Origin of the sequence: Amycolatopsis sp. NPDC047767, from assembly GCF_040704195.1 — a bacterium.
In the GTDB taxonomy this organism is placed as follows: Bacteria; Actinomycetota; Actinomycetes; order Mycobacteriales; family Pseudonocardiaceae; genus Amycolatopsis.
On record NZ_JBEYSJ010000047.1, the window covers coordinates 32,046 to 51,716 of the forward strand.

Sequence of the window (19,671 nt, forward strand, 5' to 3'; positions counted from 1 at the left end):
TGTGCACGGCACACCCCCACCCGCTTCGTCAGCTCCCACCGCCATGTACGGCCTCCGGCGCCTCCCTGCTGCCGCCGACATGCCGCGACGACCCGCCATCGCGCTCGTCCCGTGCCGGGACGCCACTAACGGCCGCCTCGTCCACGACACCGACGCCCCCAGTGCCAGCCTTGGCTTCCGGCACGTCGGGACGCGCGTCGGCAGACTCAACACGTGCCAGCGTGTTCACCTCACGCACGGACACTCCCAGCACCGCCGCGACGGCATTCGCATCCAGGCCCGCCGACTTCATCGCGCGGACCGAGCCCCCCATCACCATGCGCCAACGCCGCACTTCGTCAGCCAGCGCGGCTCCAGCGTCCTCACGCGCCTTCACGCCTTCTGCCTCCGCGGCCGCTCGTGCCGCGTCGAGCTCCCCAATGCGGTCCGCCAGCCGCTCGCGTGCCTTCGCCTCTTGAGCCGCCGCGTGCGACTGCGCAGACTCGATCGCCGCCAACGCCTCCGCGAACGGGACCAGCGCGTCGTCCACAGCGCGGGCCTGATCTCGCGCTCGCTCCAGCTGTTCCGCGTGCGCCCGCCTGAGGGCCGCGAGCCTCTCGACTTCGGCGCTCGAACGCCGTCGGCGCCGCCCGGTCTTCCGATCTGCTGAGGACATGGCTACCTCCCACACCTGGGGAGGGCTCGGTCCGTGTCGAGGCTACCGGGCGAGCGTCCGATTGGTCAGGGCCCACGTCGTCCCGGCTCACCTTGAGCGGCGCGGTGTGGCCGGCCGAGCCGGCCACACCTGCCTCACCCCGTGAAGGCCCGGAGGCCATCACCGCCGAGGCGGCGGCTCGCCAAAGCCACGAGGGCGTCGCCGCCGTGCGCCATGGGCCGACCAGCCCGTACACGGTGGCAGCCGGAGTTTACCGGACCCGCGCACCCTGCGAACTCCCGTCGAGCTCTGCACCAGCTTCAAAGCCCTTCTGGCCTGGTCACGCCGTGTTCTGACCTCACCTCCGCGGCGGAGAAGTGGCCCCGAAATTGTATCGGCCGATGCCCCAAATACAAGGCCACCCCAATTTTATTTTGACAAAAAGCGCGTCAAAATAAAATTGAGGCCCCGACCTTGCATTCGGGTCCCCTTTCGGCCTTGGACAGGCATTAGGGGCAGGCCGAGGGCCTGCCCCGGAAGGCTTCGGGGCCACTTCTCCGCCACTCGCATAATGGTCACCATTAAAGCACAAACACCCAGGTCAGAGCGCCATTGTGCATCTTTGAATCGTCACACGAAAGTTATTGCTCGTAGGCGGGTAATTCTTGAGCAAATTGCCATTGGCGACTAATATTGATCACGAAAGGCACGCGGGGCGCCAAACCCGCAAGCCTCAGCCAAAACCGACCGAATAGAAAAGAGTCACTCGTGAGCGAAAAGAACAAGCGTGAAACCTATACCGTCGATTACGTCGTCGACGCACTTCGGAGCGGACGCGAACGCTCCGCGTCCATCGCCCTGCGCTGGCTGTTCGAGAACCGCAGCGACATCCCGCAGCGCCTGATCTTGACCTGCGGCCACCTGCTCAACGCGAACGACCCGACCGACGGGGACATGATCGCCCGCATGCGTGGCCTCCGCGCCGACCTGGACGACTTCCGCGACGAAGAGCGCCGCCTGTTCAACGCGTGCATCTACACGACCGAGACCCGGGCCGACCTGATCAGCGACCCGAACGAACTGGCCGCCACCCTCCGGCAGAACCCCAAGCCCCTCACCCAGGCGCGACGCTCCCTCCGGTGGCTCGCCGCCCAGGCTGAGGAGACCGAACGAGGCGCGATCCGAATTTGCCTCACCCTGCTCGACAACCCGTCCGCGACGCACCCTCTGATCGTGGACGCGGTCAAGGAGTCGCACCAGCTGTGGCCGAGCCTCGACAAGCCCTATCGGGCCCTCATCGTGTCCTGTGTCTACGCCAGCCACCAGCGCGCAACGCTGGCCGCCAAACGCCAGGCCGACCGCGCACGCCAGCTTGAGGCGGACACCGGCGACGTCCACCGGTGCGGCAACTGCGACGGCAACCTCGCCGAGCTGCCTGAAATGGCCTACTGCTCTGACGCCTGCCGCCGGGAGGCGGAAGTGTCCGACCACAGCCGATCAGCGGCGCGGCGTCCCGCCGCCACTCCCACGCATGAACCAGCCGAGAAGCGCGCTCAGCGCACCTACGTCGAAGCAGGCCCCATCGAAACCCAGTACGACGAGAACTACCGCGAAATCGTCCGCGCCATTCCGCTCGCAAGCCGCGCCCGCAAGGACGAGCGAGTGGTGGACCAATACGAGAACGACCGCCCAACCCTGTCGGACGACCCCGAGGACACCGACGAGCAGTGGTGGACGTCAGAACTCGAATTCGAGGCCCGCGCGATGCGCCCGGTCGCAGACGGCGCGCTGTGCACTTCCTGCAACCTTGAGCGCTCCGTCATCGAGCACCTCACCGCGCCAGTCGGGCGGTGCGGAATCTGCGCCGAGGTCGACGCCCCGCCGCTCACCCCCCGGCACGAACTGATCGCCGCGTAGCTCCCTCCGCTCAAAAGGCGCCGCTGGTCTCGGACCAGCGGCGCTTTTGCTGCGCCCGCCGACACGCCGCCACCACGTGTCGCCCCTGGGATGCAGGCGCCTCCGGCGCCGGCACCCACGGTCGACGCGCGGCCGGCAAGCGCCGGCGGCTGGTGACTTTCGTGTGGCCGGCCGGACCCGACCCCCGCACGCCCCCACGTCCCACCGCCGACGCCACCACGCCCCGCACACACCCCCACCCCGCCGACCACATCACCGCCCCCACCCACTCCCCTCTCCGCGGCGGCCCCAAACCATTCAGGACATCTTGCAGATCATCTGAACCAGGTGGGCGTCTCGCCTTTCCCGGCGTAGCCTGGGCATCAGTGATGGGCTTGCGCAAGCTGAGCCCTGGTGGTCATGAGTACCTCACGAACGCGGTCGCGTGCCACGACCGCCGGCTCGAGCCCGGCGAGCTGTTGAGTGACTACTACCTCTCCCATGGTTACCCGGCAGGCGAATGGTTCGGTGCCGGCGCGCAGGAGTTGGGGCTCGCCGGCCAGGTGAGCGCTGCCCAAATGCAGGCGCTGTTCGGCGAAGGACGCCATCCCAACGCCGACGCGATGGAAACTGAGCTCATCGCCGGCGGAGCAACCGCCGACCAAGCGCTCAAAGCCACACAGCTCGGCCGAAACTTCCCTGTCTACAGCGGACTCGACGGACTGCGGAGCAAGACTTCCCAGGCGTATAAGCAATACAACCGCGAACACGAACGCCCAGTCGGAGCACCGATCGATGCCGAGACGCGACGCCAGATCCGGCGCTCGGTACAGGAACAGGCGTTCCGCGACGCCACAGGAGCGTCCGGAGACGTCGACGCCACCGAGCTCAACGCATGGTTGACAAGTGAGCAGAAGAAGCTCAAGCAGGCGGTGTCCGGCTTCGAGATGGTCTTCGCCCCCGACAAATCCGTGTCTGTCGCGTGGGCTCTCGCGCAGCCCGCAGAGCGGGAGCTGATCGCGAACCTCGTCCGCCAGGCCGCGCGTGACACCTTGACCTACGTCGAGCACAACCTCGCCTTCACCCGAGCCGGCAACCGCGGCGAAGCCCAGGTAGACGTCGACGGCATCACCGTCGCCACCTTCGAGCACTGGGACTCCCGCAGCGGAGACCCCCATGTCCACATCCACGCGCTGATCTCCGCCAAGGTCCGCCGCTCCGAAGACGGGAAGTGGACGGCGCTCGACGGCCGCCCGATGCTCGCCGGTGCCGTCACGGCGTCCGAGTTCTTCGACTCCCGCACACGCGACCTCTTCCGTGCACACGGAGCGAAATGGTCCCAGCGGCCGGCCAACGGCGTCGACCAGACCCGCAAGATCTGGCAGCTCGCAGCCGTGCCACTCCCACTGATCAAGGGTTTCTCCCAGCGGACACGACAGTTCGAGGCCGCCCGGGCCCGCCGGATCGTGGACTTCCGGGACCGGCACGGGCGAGAACCCCGGCCCAAGGAGATCTTCGAGATCGACCGGGCCGCAAAGCTGGACGGCCGACCAGGAAAGCAGCCGCCACAGTCACTTGACGAGCACACCACGGACTGGGTGACCTTCGCCCGGACCCTTGTTCCCGGCGCCGTGGTCGAGAAGCTCGGCGGGCTGGTCTTCAGCGGGCCGATGCGTGAGGAGAACGTCCGCGACATCGCCGGCCTTGCAACCGCGACGCTCGCCGCGGTGTCCGAGAAGTACGCCCACTTCACCCGCTGGCACCTCGAAAGCGAGGCACACCGTCAGACTTCCCACCTCAAGGTCAGCCCGCAACGTCGGCAAGAACTCGTCGCCAAGGTCGTCGAAGCCGTCATGTCAGCGCGGGGCACCGTCACTCTAGAGGGGGCAACGCTCGTCGCGGAGGCCCCGTTCCTGCGGCGTCGCTCCGGCGAATCCGTGTTCCAGAACCACAATTCAACGCGCTACACCACAACGCGGACCCTTTTCCAGGAAGGCGATCTCGTCGCGTGGGCCCGCCGACGCGGCGGCCACGTGCTTCTTCGCCGACGTGTCGACCGCGCTCTCAAACGGTCGTCGCTCAACGAGGGGCAGCAGCGCATGGTTCGGCAGTTCGCCCGGTCAGGGCGGAGGCTGCAGCTCGCACTCGCGCCCGCAGGCGCCGGGAAGACCGCGGCGATGAAGCTGCTGACCGAGCTGTGGACCGAGGACGGCGGACGCGTCTACGCCTTCGGACCGTCCGCGCGGGCCGCTCAGGAGATCGGTACCTCGATCGACGCCACACCCCACACGCTCCACCAGCTCCCGACCGCGATCGAACACGGCTTCGCCGAGAAGATGTTCCCGCTCGGCCCGGGCGACCTACTGATCGTCGACGAAGCCGCGATGGCCGGCACCCACACCCTGCACGCGGCGGTGACCTACGCCCTGAAGAGGGGCGCCGACGTCCGGCTCATCGGCGACGACCGCCAGCTCGCGGCCGTCGAAGCAGGTGGCGCCGTCCGCCTGATCTCGCTCGACGTCGGCGCGGTGCGGTTCTCCGAAGTCGTCCGATTCAAGGGCAAGGACGCGCAACAGCAGGCCGCGGCATCCCTGCTGATCCGGGACGGCGTCCCCGCGGGGTTGACGTACTACGACGAAGCCGGCGTCATCGAAGGCGGTTCGATCGAGACCATGCGTGCCGCCGCACTATTCGGCTGGCGGCACGACCTGCGGGTCGGCAAGCAGTCCCTGCTGATCGTCCCGACCAACGAAGACACCGTCGCGCTGAACCTGGAAGCCCGCGCGCAACGCCTCAAACGGCAGACGCGACCGCTCGGCATCGAAGTCGACCTCCATGACGGAAGCCAAGCCAGCGCCGGCGACCTCATCGTCACACGGAGGAACCGACGGCGACTGAAGTTCTTCAGGGGCGCCGACTTCGTCAAGAACGGCGACACCTGGCGGGTCGTCGACGTCGACGAAGGTGGCTCCCTCACCGTGCAGCACGTCGACCACGGCGCCCGCGTCACGCTGCCGCGCGGCTACGTTCGCGCCTACGTCGAGCTGGCCTACGCGACCACCGTCAACCGCGTCCAGGGCATGACGAGCTCCGGCAACAGCCACACGGTCGTGCCGCAGACCATGACGCGCGAACAGCTGTATCCCGCGATCACGCGGGCCATGCGGTCGAACTTCATGTACGTCGTGACGCACCTGCACCTGGTCGACCAGCACCAGGAATCGGTCGTCATCGAGGACACCGAGACCGACGACGGAAGGATCATCCCGGGGTACATCAAGGTGCTGAAGTGGGTGCTCAAGCACTCCGGCATCGAGCCGTCCGCCACGGAAGTGCTGCGCGAAAGCCTCGAGTCCGTGGTCTCGATGGCCACGCTGGTCGAGCGCTACAACTACGCCACGCACTACCTCGACGAGGACACCTATCTCGGAGCCCTCGCGCGGCACGCACCGGAAGCGTTGGGGCAGAAGGCAGAACCCGCTCTTGTGCAGACCCTCCGCAACGCGAGCGATGCCGGCTGGCACGCCGAGCACCTGCTCGCAACGGTGACTACAAGTCCGCCGCTCACCGAAACCGACGACGCCGCGGCCGTGCTCATCACGCGGCTTAACAACCACCTCTCCTCACGCCCAACGCCTGTCGTCACCGGCCACCCCGACGCCGCCGACGTCACGCGGTGGCGCACGATCCTCGACGCCATCGCGCCCGATGCCGCGGTAGAGGACGAGGTCTGGCACCGCGTGTGGAAGGTCGCAGCCGGCGCATTGGCGCGGGGACACGACGTCGAAGCGGCCATGACGGTCGTAGCCCACCAGCTCTCCACCCAGCACACCGCCGGCTCGAGCGCGGACCCGACACCCGACCACCTCCTCGCTGAGCAGCTCTTCAGCCGAGAGCTGGCCAAGCAGGCCGAGCGCGGACAGGTCCATGTCCCCGCCGTCGCGTGGCAAGCGCGCCCGGACCTCGCCGACGCACGCAGGCACCCCGGCCGGGTCGAGTACCTGTCGGAGGTCAACGAGGCCATCGGGAACAGAGTGGAAGAGCTCCGGGCCGAGGCCATTCGGACCGTGCCGAGGTGGACCCACGGCCTCGGGCCACGGCCTGCTGACCCGCTGGCCGCGTGGGACTGGGACGACCTGGTCGGGCTCGCCACTGCGTACCGGGAGACGTACCGGATCAAGGAGGATGACCCGGCTCAGCCACTCGGCGACGCACCGACGAGCCGCGGAGTGCGAGCTCAGGCGTGGGCCGAGCTCGCCCGACGCTGGTCCGGAACCGGCGACCCGCCGCGCACACCGCCGCCGCAGACCCCGGAGACAAGCGCCGAGACCTTCGTTGTTCACGGCGAGGCGTTCACGATGGACGACGTCCTCGACCAGCTGGATGCGGACACCGAAGACCAGGCTCCGCGCGACACTCTCGACCTTCTCGTCGCCCGCTACAACCAGCTCGCGCACGACGGCGACGAGTCGCGCTACCTCGACCTCCTGGCACGATACGTGTCGGGCACCGTGAACACTGCAGGAGAACCCCGCCTGGTTCGGGTCCTAGCCGACGCCCAAGACACCGGCTGGCAGCCGGAGCGAGTACTCCACGCAGTCACTCGCGGGAACGACTTCAGCTGGGCGGAGGCACCCGACGCCGCCTTGCTCGCCACGCTGCACCGGTACCTCTCGTCGCGCCAGCCACCGGCCCGGACCGCGACGCCCAGCGACACGGACCTGGTCACCTGGCGCGAAGTGGTCGGCCGGCGATTCCCGGACGCCGACGTGGAGACCGACACGTGGGACATCGTGTGGCGCCACGCCGCCGGTGCTGCGCTGAGCGGCGTCGACGTCGGGGAAGCGCTCGGCGCTGCGGCCGCGGCCGTTGCCCAGGAGGAGGCGCCTCCGGAGCGGCTACCCGTCGCTCTCGCCCACGAGCTGGTCGGCGAGCTCACACACCGCACCCGGATAGAAGACCACAACCGCCCCGCCGTCCCCTGGCTCGCCCAGGCCGACCCTGCCTCCTCCGCCGCCGCCAACGTTCACAGGCTCAGGAGGATCAACGAAGAGATCGCCGACCGCGTCTCGGAGCTTCGAACCGAGGTTCTTGCCAGGCCACCGCACTGGGCCCCGAATGTTGGCGCACGGTCGAACGAGCCAGCCGCCTCTGTAGTGCGGGACGAGACGATCGCGCAGATGGCAGCCTACCGGGAGTCCTTCCGCATCAGGTCCGCCGATCCGGACCATCCGCTGGGCTCGGAGCCGTACGGCAACGGCCCGCGAGCGCGGGAGTGGCACCGGCTTGATGCCCTATGGAGTTCGCCTGCGTCACCGAACGACGCACCGCTCGTGCCGGCCAATTCTCACTCGGACACGTTCGATGGACGTCTCGACGCCGAGTTCGATTCGGCTGCGGCGGCCCATCACCTCGGCCGCGACGAAGTACACCGGCGATCTTCGCAAGTTGCTCCGACAGACTCGTCGGGGGTCGTCGTTCGCCAATCGTCGGACAGCCAAGCGGATGAACCACCTAGCCAGGGCTTCGCGGCCGAGGACTTCGACACAACTCGCGAACATCGCGGCTTCGGCTACTGAAGCGCCGGAGCGGCGACGCCCTCCACTGTGCCCAGAAAAGCGCGAAGCCCGTGAGACGACCGTCAGGACGCATCACGGGCTCACACACTCGGTCCTACGAGGACTTCGCGCCTGCGGGCTAACGCTGCAGACCCACCAGGACGAATCTGTGCGATCCGGTGGGGGCACTGCTCGACAACCGGCGTCTGCGCGACCGCGACCTCTGAGGGCTCGTCCGCCAGCGCCTCAAGCTCCTCAGCCGCGCAGTGACGCCCGCTCTACTTCGCCGCAGCGTTCTTCCGCGGCGAACGCTTCCGCGTAGCCGCAACCTTCTTCGCAGGCTTGGCAGCCTCCTGCTGAGCTATCTCATACGCCTGCTGGACCTCCGAAGGAAGGCGGCCGCGGTCGGAAACCGCGTAGCCGTTGTCCTGTGCCCACTGCCGCACCTCCTGCGTGAACTTCCGCTCCTCCGCCGTTGTGGTCCTGCTGCGACCGCCGGACTGGCCAGCCGCCAACCGCATCTTCCGGCCACCGGTCCGGCGGGCGCGCGAGACGAAGCGCGCGAGCACGTCGCGAAGCTCCGCCGCGTTGTCCTCGGAAAGGTCGATCTCGTACTGCACACCGTCGATCGAGAATGGCACGGTCTGCGTAGCGACCCCACCATCGAGGTCGTCAACCACCTCAACAAGAACCTTCTGCGCCATGCCTCTTCCTCCAGATCTGGAAATATTCACGCACACGATACCGCAGTCACATCGAAGATAACATACCAATTCAATCGCGCCCCCCGGGAACGGCGAGCCCCACGAATCACCTACCAGCAAACCCAGAGGTGATTTCACCGGTTAACCGGTTAACCGTCTTGCCACTTCACCGGTTAACCGGTGAAGTGCCTTGCAACTTAACCAGCTTGCCACTTGACCGGCTTGGCAGCCAACCACCCATCCCGACTCCTCGACGCCACCACCCCCTCACACCGGAGCCGAACACCGGCCCTGCAGGACGTCTGCGACTCACACGACGGCCCGGTCCCTTCCTTTCCGATAGGTTCAGGCGCACGAAGTGCCACCGTTCGAGTACCCTGACCAGGCAACTTCGGAAGTTCGGGAGTTGCACTTTTCCGAGCTAGACTTATAGCCACGCTTATAAGCCTGAAGACCCGGCAGGACATCGAGTTTGTACAACTTGTAAGGCAATTGCCGGTCAGCGAACCCCGCGCGATCTCAGGATTGCGCAGAGGCTAACCTGTGCCTTGCCCGGCGCGGGGAAGCGCTGGGCATTGCCGGAGCCTGGTGCTTCTTCTCAACGGATCCGGCGAGAAGGAGGGGCGATGCCCCTAAAGAAAACAGGTGCCGACACCGAGGGCGACCCCGGCCCGACCGCACCGAACCCCAGACTGGGCTGCAATCCTCAAGGCCTGGGGTCCGGTGCTGCACCTTATCGCGCAAGTGATCGCCTTTGTGGGCGGGATCCTGCGCTAACTACGGCGTTGTGCTGCACAGTTGGCGCTGTGCAGCACAACGCTGCAATACCCTGCACACTACCGCGTAGTGGCGCGTAGTCAGCTGACGGGCTGTCCATCGAGGCTTCCTCCGGCTACCTTGCGTGTCACGAGCCGCTGACACCGTCCGCCCTCCTGGTACTCGACTTCGCGACGACGGTGGCTGTCTCCAACGTGTAGCGATCCTTCTTCGACTGCGCCCCAGCTGCCTTGTGGATGTCGGTCAGGCAGTGTGCGTGCGTCCACTGTGTCGCGAGGCGCTCCGCGAACGCCGGCCGCCACCGGTCGTGCCAGTGCTGCGCGTCGCGCGGATTGGCTTGCCGGCCAAGGTGCGCAGCGCGCCATGCGTAGGTGAGGGTGGCCAGCTCGGCGAGCAGCCCGGGATGGTCGAGCCAGCAGTCGGGGATCGCGACAGCCTGACTGCCGGGCCGCCCGACGTAGACCTCGTTGTAGTAGTGGACGAAGTGCGCGATCGTGAACAGGGGCGTCTCCCCCGCGTGTTGAGGATCTTCTGCCGCAGGCGGAGTCGGGAACGAGAGCCACCTCGCGAGCCGGTCGGTGTCGGCCTGCTCGCGCGCCTCGAGCTGCTGAACGCGGTCGTGCAGCTGCGCCAACCGGCCCTGGTGCTCCTGGGCCGCCGACCACAGTCGCTCGACCATCGCATCCAGCTCCGCGCGCGAACGGCGAGCCGGTACGTCTTCGCCGTCGGCATCGTCCGGGAGCGGGATCTCCTCGTCATCGCCGCGGATCACGACAGTGGCCTCGCAGCCTCGACGAGTTCGTGAGCTCGGCCTGCGCGGATGGCAGCGACGTCAGCGCCAAGCTGCGCCCAGTCGTCCCGTTCCGAGACGTCGACGGTACGGCCGAGGATCGGCTTGAGGTTCCCGTGCAGGATGAGCACGCGGCCGCGCTCCAGTGTCCGGATATCCCCTGGCCGGTAGGTCGGCACCGTCTCGAAGCCGACCGAACCGCGGCCGGAAGCGAACAGCCCGTCGCTGTGGTGCTGGTAGGTGTGGCGCCGGTGTTCGGCGGCGATCGTGGACAGCCACTCGAGCGTCTTGTCGTCCTTGAGCCCAGGGAACACTGACAGGGTAAGGGTGTTGTCGAGCAGGGTTTGCCTGCCGTGCTCGCCGTAGAGCTCGTCGAGTTGCGCTCGCGACTGCGCCGACCAGTGGATGAGGGCGCCCCGGCCGGCGGAATCCGAGATGAACCCGGGCAGTCGCGGAATCGGCGTCCCTTCGTAGATCTCGTCGAGGATAGCCGTCAACGGCGGGACGAGCCGACGGTGCTTGGTGGCGAGTGCGCGGTCCTGCGCCGTGGTGAGGATTTGCTCGGCGAACGCGGTGAGCACGGGACGAGCTTGAGGCGCCTGGTGCTGACCGGCGATCACGAAGACGCTGCTGCCGGACTCGAGGAAGGCGTCGATGTCGAAGGAATCGTCCGCGGGCGGCGTGCACAGCTCGCGGATGTCGGGGTTCATGAACGGCTCGATGGCCCGGCGGACGCTCATCCATACCGCGTCGGACGTCTCGGCGACCATCCCGATCTCCGAGCGCAGGTTGAAGGCCAACTGGGGGAACTCGCGCTGCAGCAACTGAACGGGCTCCTGGTCGGCTGGCTTCGTGATCGCCCACCCGACCAAGTCATCGACCGTCCGCCGGTGGCGAGCGGCCGCAAGGAGGTACGCCTGCAGCACGATGATCGCGCGGCCACGGAAGACCTTGTCGTTGCCGCCGACGCCCTCCAACCCCAGTGATGAACTCTCGATCAGCGTCTCGGCGCGGCGAAGCGCCACCGCGGGGGATTCACAGCCCGTGATGGGGCTCCAGCGGACGTGCCGCGGCCAGTCCACAGTGCCCGTCATGTCGAGAAGCCACGCCATCCCGCCCCTCGGCCTGCGGGAACGAGCCAGCAAGCCCCACTCCGCCAAGTCGTCCTTGGTGGTGGAGGCGAAGAGGGCTCCGGGGGCGACGAGCATCTTGTGGACGAGGTCGGTACGGCTCTTGCCGGAGCGCGTCGGCGCGATCACGCCAGTCGGCGTCTCGAGCGAGGTGACGAGACGTTCACGGTGCGGTCCGCGGTGCAGTGGCACCGCGATGGCGTCCGTTCCTGCCTGCCGGCGCTCGGAAGTGGTGAAGTCGGGGCGCGTCCAGGCGGCGGTCTTGCGCGCGGCGTGGACGGACAAGTTGGCGCGAACCTCGCGGCGGGACGCGTGGCCCGGTGTCACAGGCGCCAGACGTCGCCACGCGGGGACGGACACACCGGTCGTCAAACCCGCGAAAACCAGGACGAGCGTTGAGAAGTAGACATAGAACGCGAGCTCGTGTCCAGTCAGCCCATCTACCCAAGGGCTCGTGAGGTCGTGTCCGGGATCCCCGGGGTTGATCGCGATCCGGGCGGCGACGGTCAACCAGCCACGCGCAGGCGGCCAGGCCCACGTTCCGGTTGTCAGCCCCGTTGTGAATGAGGCTGCGACGACCAGCGCGGCCGCCAGGACGAGCAGAAGGACGACAGCTCCTGCGACGAGCGCCACGAGGGCGATATCGCGGTCAAAATCTGTTGCTCCGGTGCGATTGCGAGGCACAGTGGTGCACTTCCTCCCGGACACGGAGGAAGCAGCGCCACGGACCAGCAGGCAGTCATCCGTGCTGGCTCCCTCCTGGTGACGGGGAGGGCGTGGCCGGATCCGCGACCCGGCGGATCGCGACGATCCGACGGGTCCAGTCGGCCAGGGCTTCGAGGATGACCCCGTGGTGCTCGTCGTAGGCGTCGACGACGACTCCGTTGCCGGCGTACATCCCGACGTGCCGCGGCACGGCTGCGGTGCCGAGCGCGCCGGCGATGAACAGCAGATCGCCCGGCAGCAGCTGGCCGGCGTCGGCAACGGCGTGCCCGGCCCGGACCTGACTCAGCGTCCCGGCGGGCACGGCGACTCCGGCAGCGGCCCAGGCGGCAAGCATCAACCCGGAGCAGTCGTACACGTCAGGACCTTTGCCGCCCCACACGTAGCGCTTGCCGACTTGGGCGACCGCGAACCGGACGGCCGCGCCCTCGCTCGCATCCGAGGGATAGGTGAAACCCGGGGGCAGACCGCCACTGCCTGGCGACACCGGCAAGTTCGACGCCTCGTGATCCGGACAACTCGGTGTCGCCGACACCGGCTGCAAACCACCCCCCGATGGCGGGACGGGATTGTCAGGCCCAGACCAGAATTTCGCGACCAGGTCAGAGGCCTGCTGCTCCCGAGGCGCATACCTGCCAGGAAACGCGCTCCGCTGGACAGCTTGCTCGGCCACTCCCGGCGGCATCGTCGCCCAGCCGGTGAGAGCCACCAAGTGGTTGAGAAAGCTGTTGGTGGCGTAGACGGGGTTCAGGATCTGAGCGGGCATGCCCCAGCCTTGCGACGGACGCTGCTGGAACACGCCGAGCGAATCGCGGTCGCCGTGGTCGAGGTTGTGCAGGCCCGACTCGACAAGCCCGGTGGCGATTGCCAGCGCCGCGGCCCGGCGGGGCAGGCGACGCTGCCGGACGACGTCGACGATCGTCCGCGCGATGTCCATGGAGCTGGCATCGAGCAACTGCCGGTCGACCGGCTGGGTGCCACCGCCCGGCCCGCCGCCCGAGCAGACGATCATGCCGGTGTGCTCGTCCGGCCTTTGCGTCGACAGAACGACCATGCCAATGGCGCCCAGCGGAAAGCCGATGACAATCAGGGCGGTCACGGCGATCGCGGCCAATCGGCCGCCAAGCGCTCCCACGGCTCAAGTCCCCAGACCGAAGTGGAAGCCCTCGTCGTCGTCAAGCGGGTCTTCGAGGAACAGCTGATCCAGAAGGTCATCGGCCGCTCGTGCTTCGGCGGGCTCGGGCATGAGATCTCCCGAGAGGGCACCGTCGCGAGATACAGCTTCAGCGATCGGCAGTTGATCTAGCGGCGCGGTCATGCGAGGACCAGGATCGTCCAATCTGTCCTCCGTGGACTCGCTGAGGGCACGCTCCAGTGCCCGCACTGAATGCGCCCCGTGCCTCTCGCCGTCGACGAGGACCGGGCTCAGGAGTCGTTCGCCCAAGCGATTCGAGTCCGGCTGGTCCCGGTGCAGGACCGCCTCGTGATCACCGCGCCGGTACGTCTCGGCGTAACCGCCCTCGACGGCTTGGACACCGGTCAGATCCCAGTTCTGCCAGGTGAGAACGGGTAGGACGTCATCTCGACCGAGACCCGTGACGAACCCGTTGGGCCGATAGAGCTCGCCGATCCGTTCTTCGAAATGCATCTGGTTCTGGTAGGAACGCGACTCGCCACGCAGGTCTGTGTCCGTCGTGGTCCGCGAGACGCGGCTGATGTTGAGGAGCTCTCCCAGGTTGTCCGGAACTTCCGCGTAGGGGCCCACTGCGGCCACCAAGCGGGACGGGTCGGTCACCTCGCCGAGGTCGCCGCCGACCTCGAAGGTCCGGCGCTCCTCCCCCTGCTCGTCGGCCCCGTCGATGACGTGGGCGTAGTAGGTCTGCAGAACGTCATCCCAGCCGACGTAGATCTCGCGCTCGACGAAGAGCGCGGCACTCCGGGGTTGCAGGCGGATCCGGCTATCGGCCATGGTGTTGCCTGCCGTGTCCGGATCGCGGGCGAAGCTGGGCGTTGGTGTCGAACAGGCGGCGCTCAAAGCTCGACAGCACCGTCTGCACGAGGTGTGCAGGGTGGTTCTCGGTCTTCCACAGCGCGCGGCCCCGCCGCTCGTTCACGGCTCCGACAAGCCGCTGCAGTTCGGGACGGGTCAGCCCCAGCGCCGCGGCCAGCTCGTCGGCGACGTGGGTCGACTGTCCGAACAGGACTCTGGTGGAGCAGAGGGCGATCAGGTCCTTCGCGATCGCGACCGCTTGCGACCCCATGGCGCCGACCGAGAGCAGGTCCGACAGCTTGTGCAGCACGAGGATCTGGATGATCTGCTCCAGCCGGGACAGGCGGAGTTCGGCGTCGATCGCTGCGACCGCACGCGGGCCGAGGCGGAGCTGGCGCCAGCTCTCGTCACGCACGACGCAGCGGATCTGGCCGTCCGAGCGGAGATCCGTCGCCAGGGAAGACCACGCGCCCAGGCACGTCAGCGAGACCGCAACGACACGGTCACCGCGTGAGCGGACTCGCGACAGGTCCATGCTCTGGACCGGTGCGTTCCAGTCGAGCTTGATGTTGGTGGGCGCGTCGAAGAGGCCGGAGAGCGTCCCGGAGATCAGGTTGCCGAGTGCGTCGGTGATCGAGCGCAGCTGGTCGAGGCATTCGCGGCGGTCGGCGAAACGCAGCTCGCGCCACAACTCTTCGTCTGGATCGGCCAGCTCGCGGTGGACGTCGGGGATGGTGATCGGGCTCAGGCGTGTCGCGCCGGCGGTAGCGCCGACAAGCCGACGAAGCACTGCCGCAATCGCGGCCTCGTCCGTCACGGTCGGCGAGTAGCCCTGCGACTCGGCCAGCGCGGCGAGCAGCTGTCCCCACCGGCCGAGCACTCCTTCGAGCTCAGTCCGCTGCCGAGCGGCTGACCACGAATCCCAGCGCGCGGTCAGGGGGCCGAGGTCCAGCGCGTTCACCCGGGCGCTGCTGCCGCCGCCCAGCACGATCGGCGTCGCGCCCAGCGCCTTGACGACCGGTGTGTATTCGCCCTTGACGTCGCCGCTGATCAGCGTGCGGACACCGAAGTTGAGCAGCCGCAGGATCATCGCGACGACCGTCGACGACTTGCCTCTTCCCGGCTCGCCGAAGAGCGCGATGTTCGGGTTGGTGGCGTAGCCGCGCAACACCCACTCGACCGGATGGCAGTAGAAGGCGCCGCCGGACAGCACGTCGTAACCGATCCTGGCGCCCACCGCCGGCAACGGGCTGGCCGCGAGCAGCGGGAACAACCCGCCGATTTCGCGGGTGCTGGCCTGGTAAACGGGCAAGGGCGCCGCTGCCGGGGACCAGCCGTACCCGGGCCGGGCGTATCCGCGACGCGGGGCGGCAGCGCGGTTGATGCGCTCGCGAGTCTTCGGCTCCGGCGTGCGCTGTCTCGTGCCGATCTGCGGGACGACGCCGAAGGTTTCGAGCAGCTCGGCGGCACCGCGCTCCGGCACGCGCCGGCTCACAGCCCGCCCCCGCGTAGCTTCGGCAACCCGATGCCGACCGGCAGCACCGCCGTGACGAACCCGGCGTCCTGCGCGAGGTCCATCCGCAGCAGCTGGAACCGGCCGGCGATGTCGTTCTCCATGCGGGCCGCGTGGTCCTCGACGGCCCACTCGTCCGGCACCGACACCGCCGCGGCCACGGCGAACCGCACGAGGCCGTGGCCGGCCGCGACCGACTGCTCTTGCGCCCGCGCGCCCGAGGAGACACGGGCGTCGGAGGCGGAAGTGCTGAAGCCCTTCGACCGCTTCCAGTCCCGCATGACCCCGGCGCGGAAGCGGCCCGCGCGCACAGCGCTGCGCGCGCGTCGAGGCGAGAGAGCTTCGTAGTGCACCGCCAATGACCGGCGCTCGCCTGCCGTGCGCACGGCCAGCAGTCCGCCGAGCGAGCCGAAGACGGTTCCGCCCTCTGGCATCAGCACCGAGTACGAGACGGTCGCGAAGCCGTCGTGCCGATAGACCCGCGCGGTGGGGGCCGGCGCCCGGCCAGGTCCTGCAACCGCCCACGCGACGCCGCCCTGACGACCTGCCGCGAGAACGGCCGCCGAGGCGGGGCTGAAGCCTGTCCGGATGGCCTCGGCAAGGCCACCACCTGAGAGCCAGACGACTCGCTGCGCGCCCAGCCCGCGGAGCCTGTCCTCGAGTCCGTCCAGAACCCGGTAGAGGACGACGGCCCGGCCTTCCACGCCGCCGCCGGCCGCTGCGGCAGGTCTACGTAGTGAGTCCTCGGACCCGGAAAAAGTCACGAACACCTCGTGCCGCACCGACACCGCGCCGACGGTCCGGTCCAGCTCACGGGCGGCGCGACGGGCGACCTCCGGCACGTCGGCGACCTCGTGCGCCGCGCGCCAGGCCGCATACTCGGCCCCGGTGTCCGGCACCGTCCGGATCACCAGCGACATCCGGTCGACGACCTCGCGGTGGGCCAGCGTCGCGAGCAGGCTCCCGAGCTGGTCGGCCAGACGCTGGCACTGCGCGTCCGACAGCATCCCGACGCCGGAGTGGATCAGCCGCGCCGTGGCGCCCCACCTGCCCTCGACGGTGTCGTGGATGAGGCAGATCCGGCCCAGGTCCCGCATCGGCGGTCCGTCGGGAAACCGCAGCCGGGTCAGAGTTCCGGGCAGGTCTGGCGAGGCCGGGTCAACGGGCTCGCCCGCGGCAGCACGCGATTGCCACCGGGACCAGCCGAAGGCGATTCCGGCCTGGAACAGCAGCAGGTGCGCGAGCCACTGCAAGGCCGGTCGGCCACGCACGGGGACGATGAACAGCGCGACGCCGGGCCCGCACGCGAGCGTGGCCATCACGGCGCCGGCCAGGTTCCCCGACGACAGCAACACGACGACCGGGAGCGCGAGGACGACGCTGGCAATTGCCTGGCCGGGGCGCAGGCCGAGCAGCCAGCCCGCTCGTTCCCGATGCGCGAGCCCCGTGTAGATCCGCTGGCCGGTGCTCACAAGACCACCGCCGACCCCGCGGCGGCCCCTTCGTCCGGGCCGTCGTCATCACCGCCACCCGACTCGTCACCTGCCCCCAAACTTGAGTTCTCGAGCAGCCCCGGCATCTCAGGCTCGCCGTCGGCAGGGGGCGACACAGGACCCGGCTCTTCATCGCCGTCCGCGTGATCGGTTTCCTCTTCGGCCTCTGCCTCACCGTCGGGTTCGCCGACGTGCTCGGACGGGCTGTCCTCGTCGTCGAACGGGGACGGATCGTCGTCGGCCTCATCGCCGCCGCCCGCCTCGGCGAACCGCTCGACGTTCGCGAGTTCCTGCGTGTCGTCCGAGTCGCCGTCTTCGTCGTCGTCCTCTTCCGGTCGACGGCTCAGACGGTCCTTGAGCTTGTCCATCAGCGAACCGCCGAGGCGACCGGGAATGCTGTCTGGGCCGTACGAATTCGCGCCGGCGTCGGCGAGGGCGTCGCGTAGCGCTTCCCCGGACTCCGTGCGCGGGTCGACGAACGCGAAGAGCTTGAAGAGGACGAACGGAGTCCACAACGAGATCAGCAGGATCATGGTGCCGGCGAGCAGGCCGGCGAATCCCTGGGCGCCGCCCTCGACCGCGACTCCGACGACGATCACCAGGGCGATACCGGGCTTGACGAAGACGAGCGCCAAGATGATGCGACAGCCTTTCCAGAACCAGCTCGTCGTCGCTCGGGCCAACAACCCCGCTGCCAGCAAGGGAATCGTGACCACGACGATGTAGATCGAGGCCTCGCGCAGCACCATCTCGAAACCGAGGCCGAACGCGGCGGGAAAGGTTCCCGCGATGCCGAACAGCCCGAGGACGGCTGCCTTGATCGTGTCCGAGGCGGCGTCCGGGAAGTTCATGGCGTGCAGCGCGTCGGCGAACTTGTCGGAATGCAGCCCGTACTGAAGGACTGCGGTGGTGAGCCCGTCCGCGGCCGCGAGGAACGCCGCGACCAGGCCGACGGCGGCTGCCAGTGCGACGCCGTACTGCGCCGGGCCCGCGATCAGCCGGAAGAAGCCTCGGCCGCCTCGCAACACCGTCACGACGATCTGCCAGAAGAACAACGCCAGTGCCAGCAAACCGCTGATCCACAGCATCAGCGGCCAGAGAACCGACACCGGGCCGCTCGTCGTCGACACCGTGAACACCGACATCTTGTCGATGAACTCCAGGACGTTGCGCAGGACGAACAACGCGCTCGTCCAGATCTGCTGCATCGCCGTGTCGAAGACGCTTTGCGCGGCCACCGACAGGCCAAGATTGACCGCGTCCCCGGCCGAATCTCCTAGCTGGCCGAGGAGCTTGAGCAGCTCGTCGACGGGCGTCACCGGTCGCTCCTGACCAGTGTGCGGTAACCCGCCGCGATCGCCTCCGCGCTCCCCGGCCAAGCGCACGGCGCGTATGCGGCACGCGGCCCGTCGCTGACCCGCCAACCGGAGGCGGTCCAGCGCAGAGCCTGGCAGTCGCCGATTCCCAGGTTCGCGCCATATCCGTGCGCATCGGTGGAGAGCTCTCCGAGCACACACGCGACGACGTAGCTTCCGCCGTCCGCGGTGCCCTTGATGAGGCCCTGCGTCACATCGAATCGCACAGACAGCCCGGGCTTCACCTCGCCGGCTGCTATGCCGGCGGCCTGGCGGAAATGCGAAAGAACGGTGTGGAGCGCGGACTCGGCAACCGGTGGCGCCCCGGCATCTGCGATCTCCGCGTACGCGCGTGCGTAAGAGTCCGGGTCACCGCCTGCAGCGCCTGTCTCGTCTAGAACGACCAGTTGCGCGAGCGCGCCCTCGGCACTGCGGGGAAAGGACTTCGGTACCCACTCGTGGTCCTGAGTTGATGGAGACGGGAGAACGACCGGCGAACCCGCAGTCGAGGTCGTGAGAGGATGAGGCTGCGCCGCCACTGCGGGGAGCCAGGTCATCGGGCGCGTCGCGAGGACGCGTTCAGCCGCAACGTCGCCCTTCGACGGATTTGCCGGAGCCACCGACGCCACCCGCGGCTCTGTGCGGTGGTGCGCGACGATCAAGGCGACGCCGACGACGACTACGCTGACCAACGCCAGGCCGACGGCAACGAGCCGCGCTTGTGCCCGCCGACTCGCCTGGCGTTCTGATGGCGCCGTCATTTCGCCGGCGCCTGTGCGAATCCGTTGATGACCGTCCAGCCGAGGCCGTACAGCAGTGCGCCACCGAGGGCGCACAGCATCATCACCAGGCCGACTTTCCCGGCGCGGTGGTGGTCAACCCAGCGCCCGCCGGCCCACACGATCAAGCCGATGAAGAAGCCGATGACGAGCGACACCCCCGCCGCCCACTTGGCGTTGCCGACGAGGCCGAGGATCTTGTCCGCGCCCGGCGGCTGCGTCGGGTCGGGATTCGGAATCGGAGGCGGCCCGGCCGAAAGCCACTCGACCAGCACGTGCGCGAACATCGTGACTCCCCTATGCACGTCCGGCCCGAACCGGACAGCGAA

13 protein-coding genes are annotated in these 19,671 nt (G+C 68.4%); 2 read left to right on the forward strand and 11 right to left on the reverse strand.

Annotated elements, in window-relative coordinates:
* Nucleotides 1-28: 28 nt before the first annotated feature.
* Nucleotides 29-529 (reverse strand): hypothetical protein, encoded by a 501-nt coding sequence (locus AB0878_RS44950; RefSeq protein WP_366588659.1) that lies wholly within the window; start codon nt 527-529, stop codon nt 29-31.
* A gap of 873 nt (nt 530-1,402) precedes the next feature.
* Here AB0878_RS44950 and AB0878_RS44955 point away from each other — a divergent pair.
* A complete protein-coding gene (locus AB0878_RS44955) occupies nt 1,403-2,551 on the forward strand; it encodes a hypothetical protein (protein ID WP_366588661.1) in 1,149 nt (382 codons plus the stop codon).
* A complete protein-coding gene (mobF, locus tag AB0878_RS44960) occupies nt 2,485-8,109 on the forward strand; it encodes a MobF family relaxase (RefSeq protein WP_366588664.1) in 5,625 nt (1,874 codons plus the stop codon). The genes AB0878_RS44955 and mobF overlap by 67 nt, the downstream gene beginning before the upstream one ends.
* Nucleotides 8,110-8,366: 257 nt before the next feature.
* Here mobF and AB0878_RS44965 read toward each other — a convergent pair whose 3' ends face one another.
* From AB0878_RS44965 to AB0878_RS45010, 10 genes are all read right to left on the reverse strand, one after another.
* Nucleotides 8,367-8,792 carry an Lsr2 family protein gene (locus AB0878_RS44965; RefSeq protein WP_366588666.1) on the reverse strand — a complete coding sequence of 142 codons (426 nt, stop codon included), beginning with the start codon at nt 8,790-8,792 and terminating at the stop codon, nt 8,367-8,369.
* Nucleotides 8,793-9,696: 904 nt separating this feature from the next.
* Nucleotides 9,697-10,341, reverse strand: a complete 645-nt coding sequence (locus AB0878_RS44970) for a hypothetical protein (RefSeq protein WP_366588669.1) — start codon at nt 10,339-10,341, stop codon at nt 9,697-9,699.
* Entirely contained in the window at nt 10,338-12,122 is a 1,785-nt protein-coding gene (locus AB0878_RS44975; protein WP_366588671.1) for a TraM recognition domain-containing protein, read from the reverse strand. Before AB0878_RS44975 ends, AB0878_RS44970 begins: the two co-directional genes overlap by 4 nt.
* Nucleotides 12,123-12,228: 106 nt before the next feature.
* Nucleotides 12,229-13,326: an NlpC/P60 family protein gene (locus tag AB0878_RS44980; RefSeq protein ID WP_366588673.1), complete on the reverse strand. Its 1,098-nt coding sequence runs from the start codon at nt 13,324-13,326 to the stop codon at nt 12,229-12,231.
* A gap of 24 nt (nt 13,327-13,350) precedes the next feature.
* Nucleotides 13,351-14,181, reverse strand: a complete 831-nt coding sequence (locus AB0878_RS44985; RefSeq protein ID WP_366588675.1) for a hypothetical protein — start codon at nt 14,179-14,181, stop codon at nt 13,351-13,353.
* Entirely contained in the window at nt 14,171-15,697 is a 1,527-nt protein-coding gene (locus AB0878_RS44990; RefSeq protein WP_366588678.1) for an ATP-binding protein, read from the reverse strand. Before AB0878_RS44990 ends, AB0878_RS44985 begins: the two co-directional genes overlap by 11 nt.
* A complete protein-coding gene (locus AB0878_RS44995) occupies nt 15,694-17,187 on the reverse strand; it encodes an SCO6880 family protein (RefSeq protein ID WP_366588680.1) in 1,494 nt (497 codons plus the stop codon). The genes AB0878_RS44990 and AB0878_RS44995 overlap by 4 nt, the downstream gene beginning before the upstream one ends.
* Entirely contained in the window at nt 17,184-18,527 is a 1,344-nt protein-coding gene (locus AB0878_RS45000; protein ID WP_366588683.1) for a hypothetical protein, read from the reverse strand. The genes AB0878_RS44995 and AB0878_RS45000 overlap by 4 nt, the downstream gene beginning before the upstream one ends.
* Nucleotides 18,524-19,324, reverse strand: coding sequence for a hypothetical protein (locus AB0878_RS45005; RefSeq protein ID WP_366588686.1), 801 nt, complete (start codon nt 19,322-19,324; stop codon nt 18,524-18,526). The genes AB0878_RS45000 and AB0878_RS45005 overlap by 4 nt, the downstream gene beginning before the upstream one ends.
* Nucleotides 19,321-19,629 carry a hypothetical protein gene (locus AB0878_RS45010; RefSeq protein ID WP_366588689.1) on the reverse strand — a complete coding sequence of 103 codons (309 nt, stop codon included), beginning with the start codon at nt 19,627-19,629 and terminating at the stop codon, nt 19,321-19,323. The genes AB0878_RS45005 and AB0878_RS45010 overlap by 4 nt, the downstream gene beginning before the upstream one ends.
* Nucleotides 19,630-19,671 lie beyond the last annotated feature (42 nt).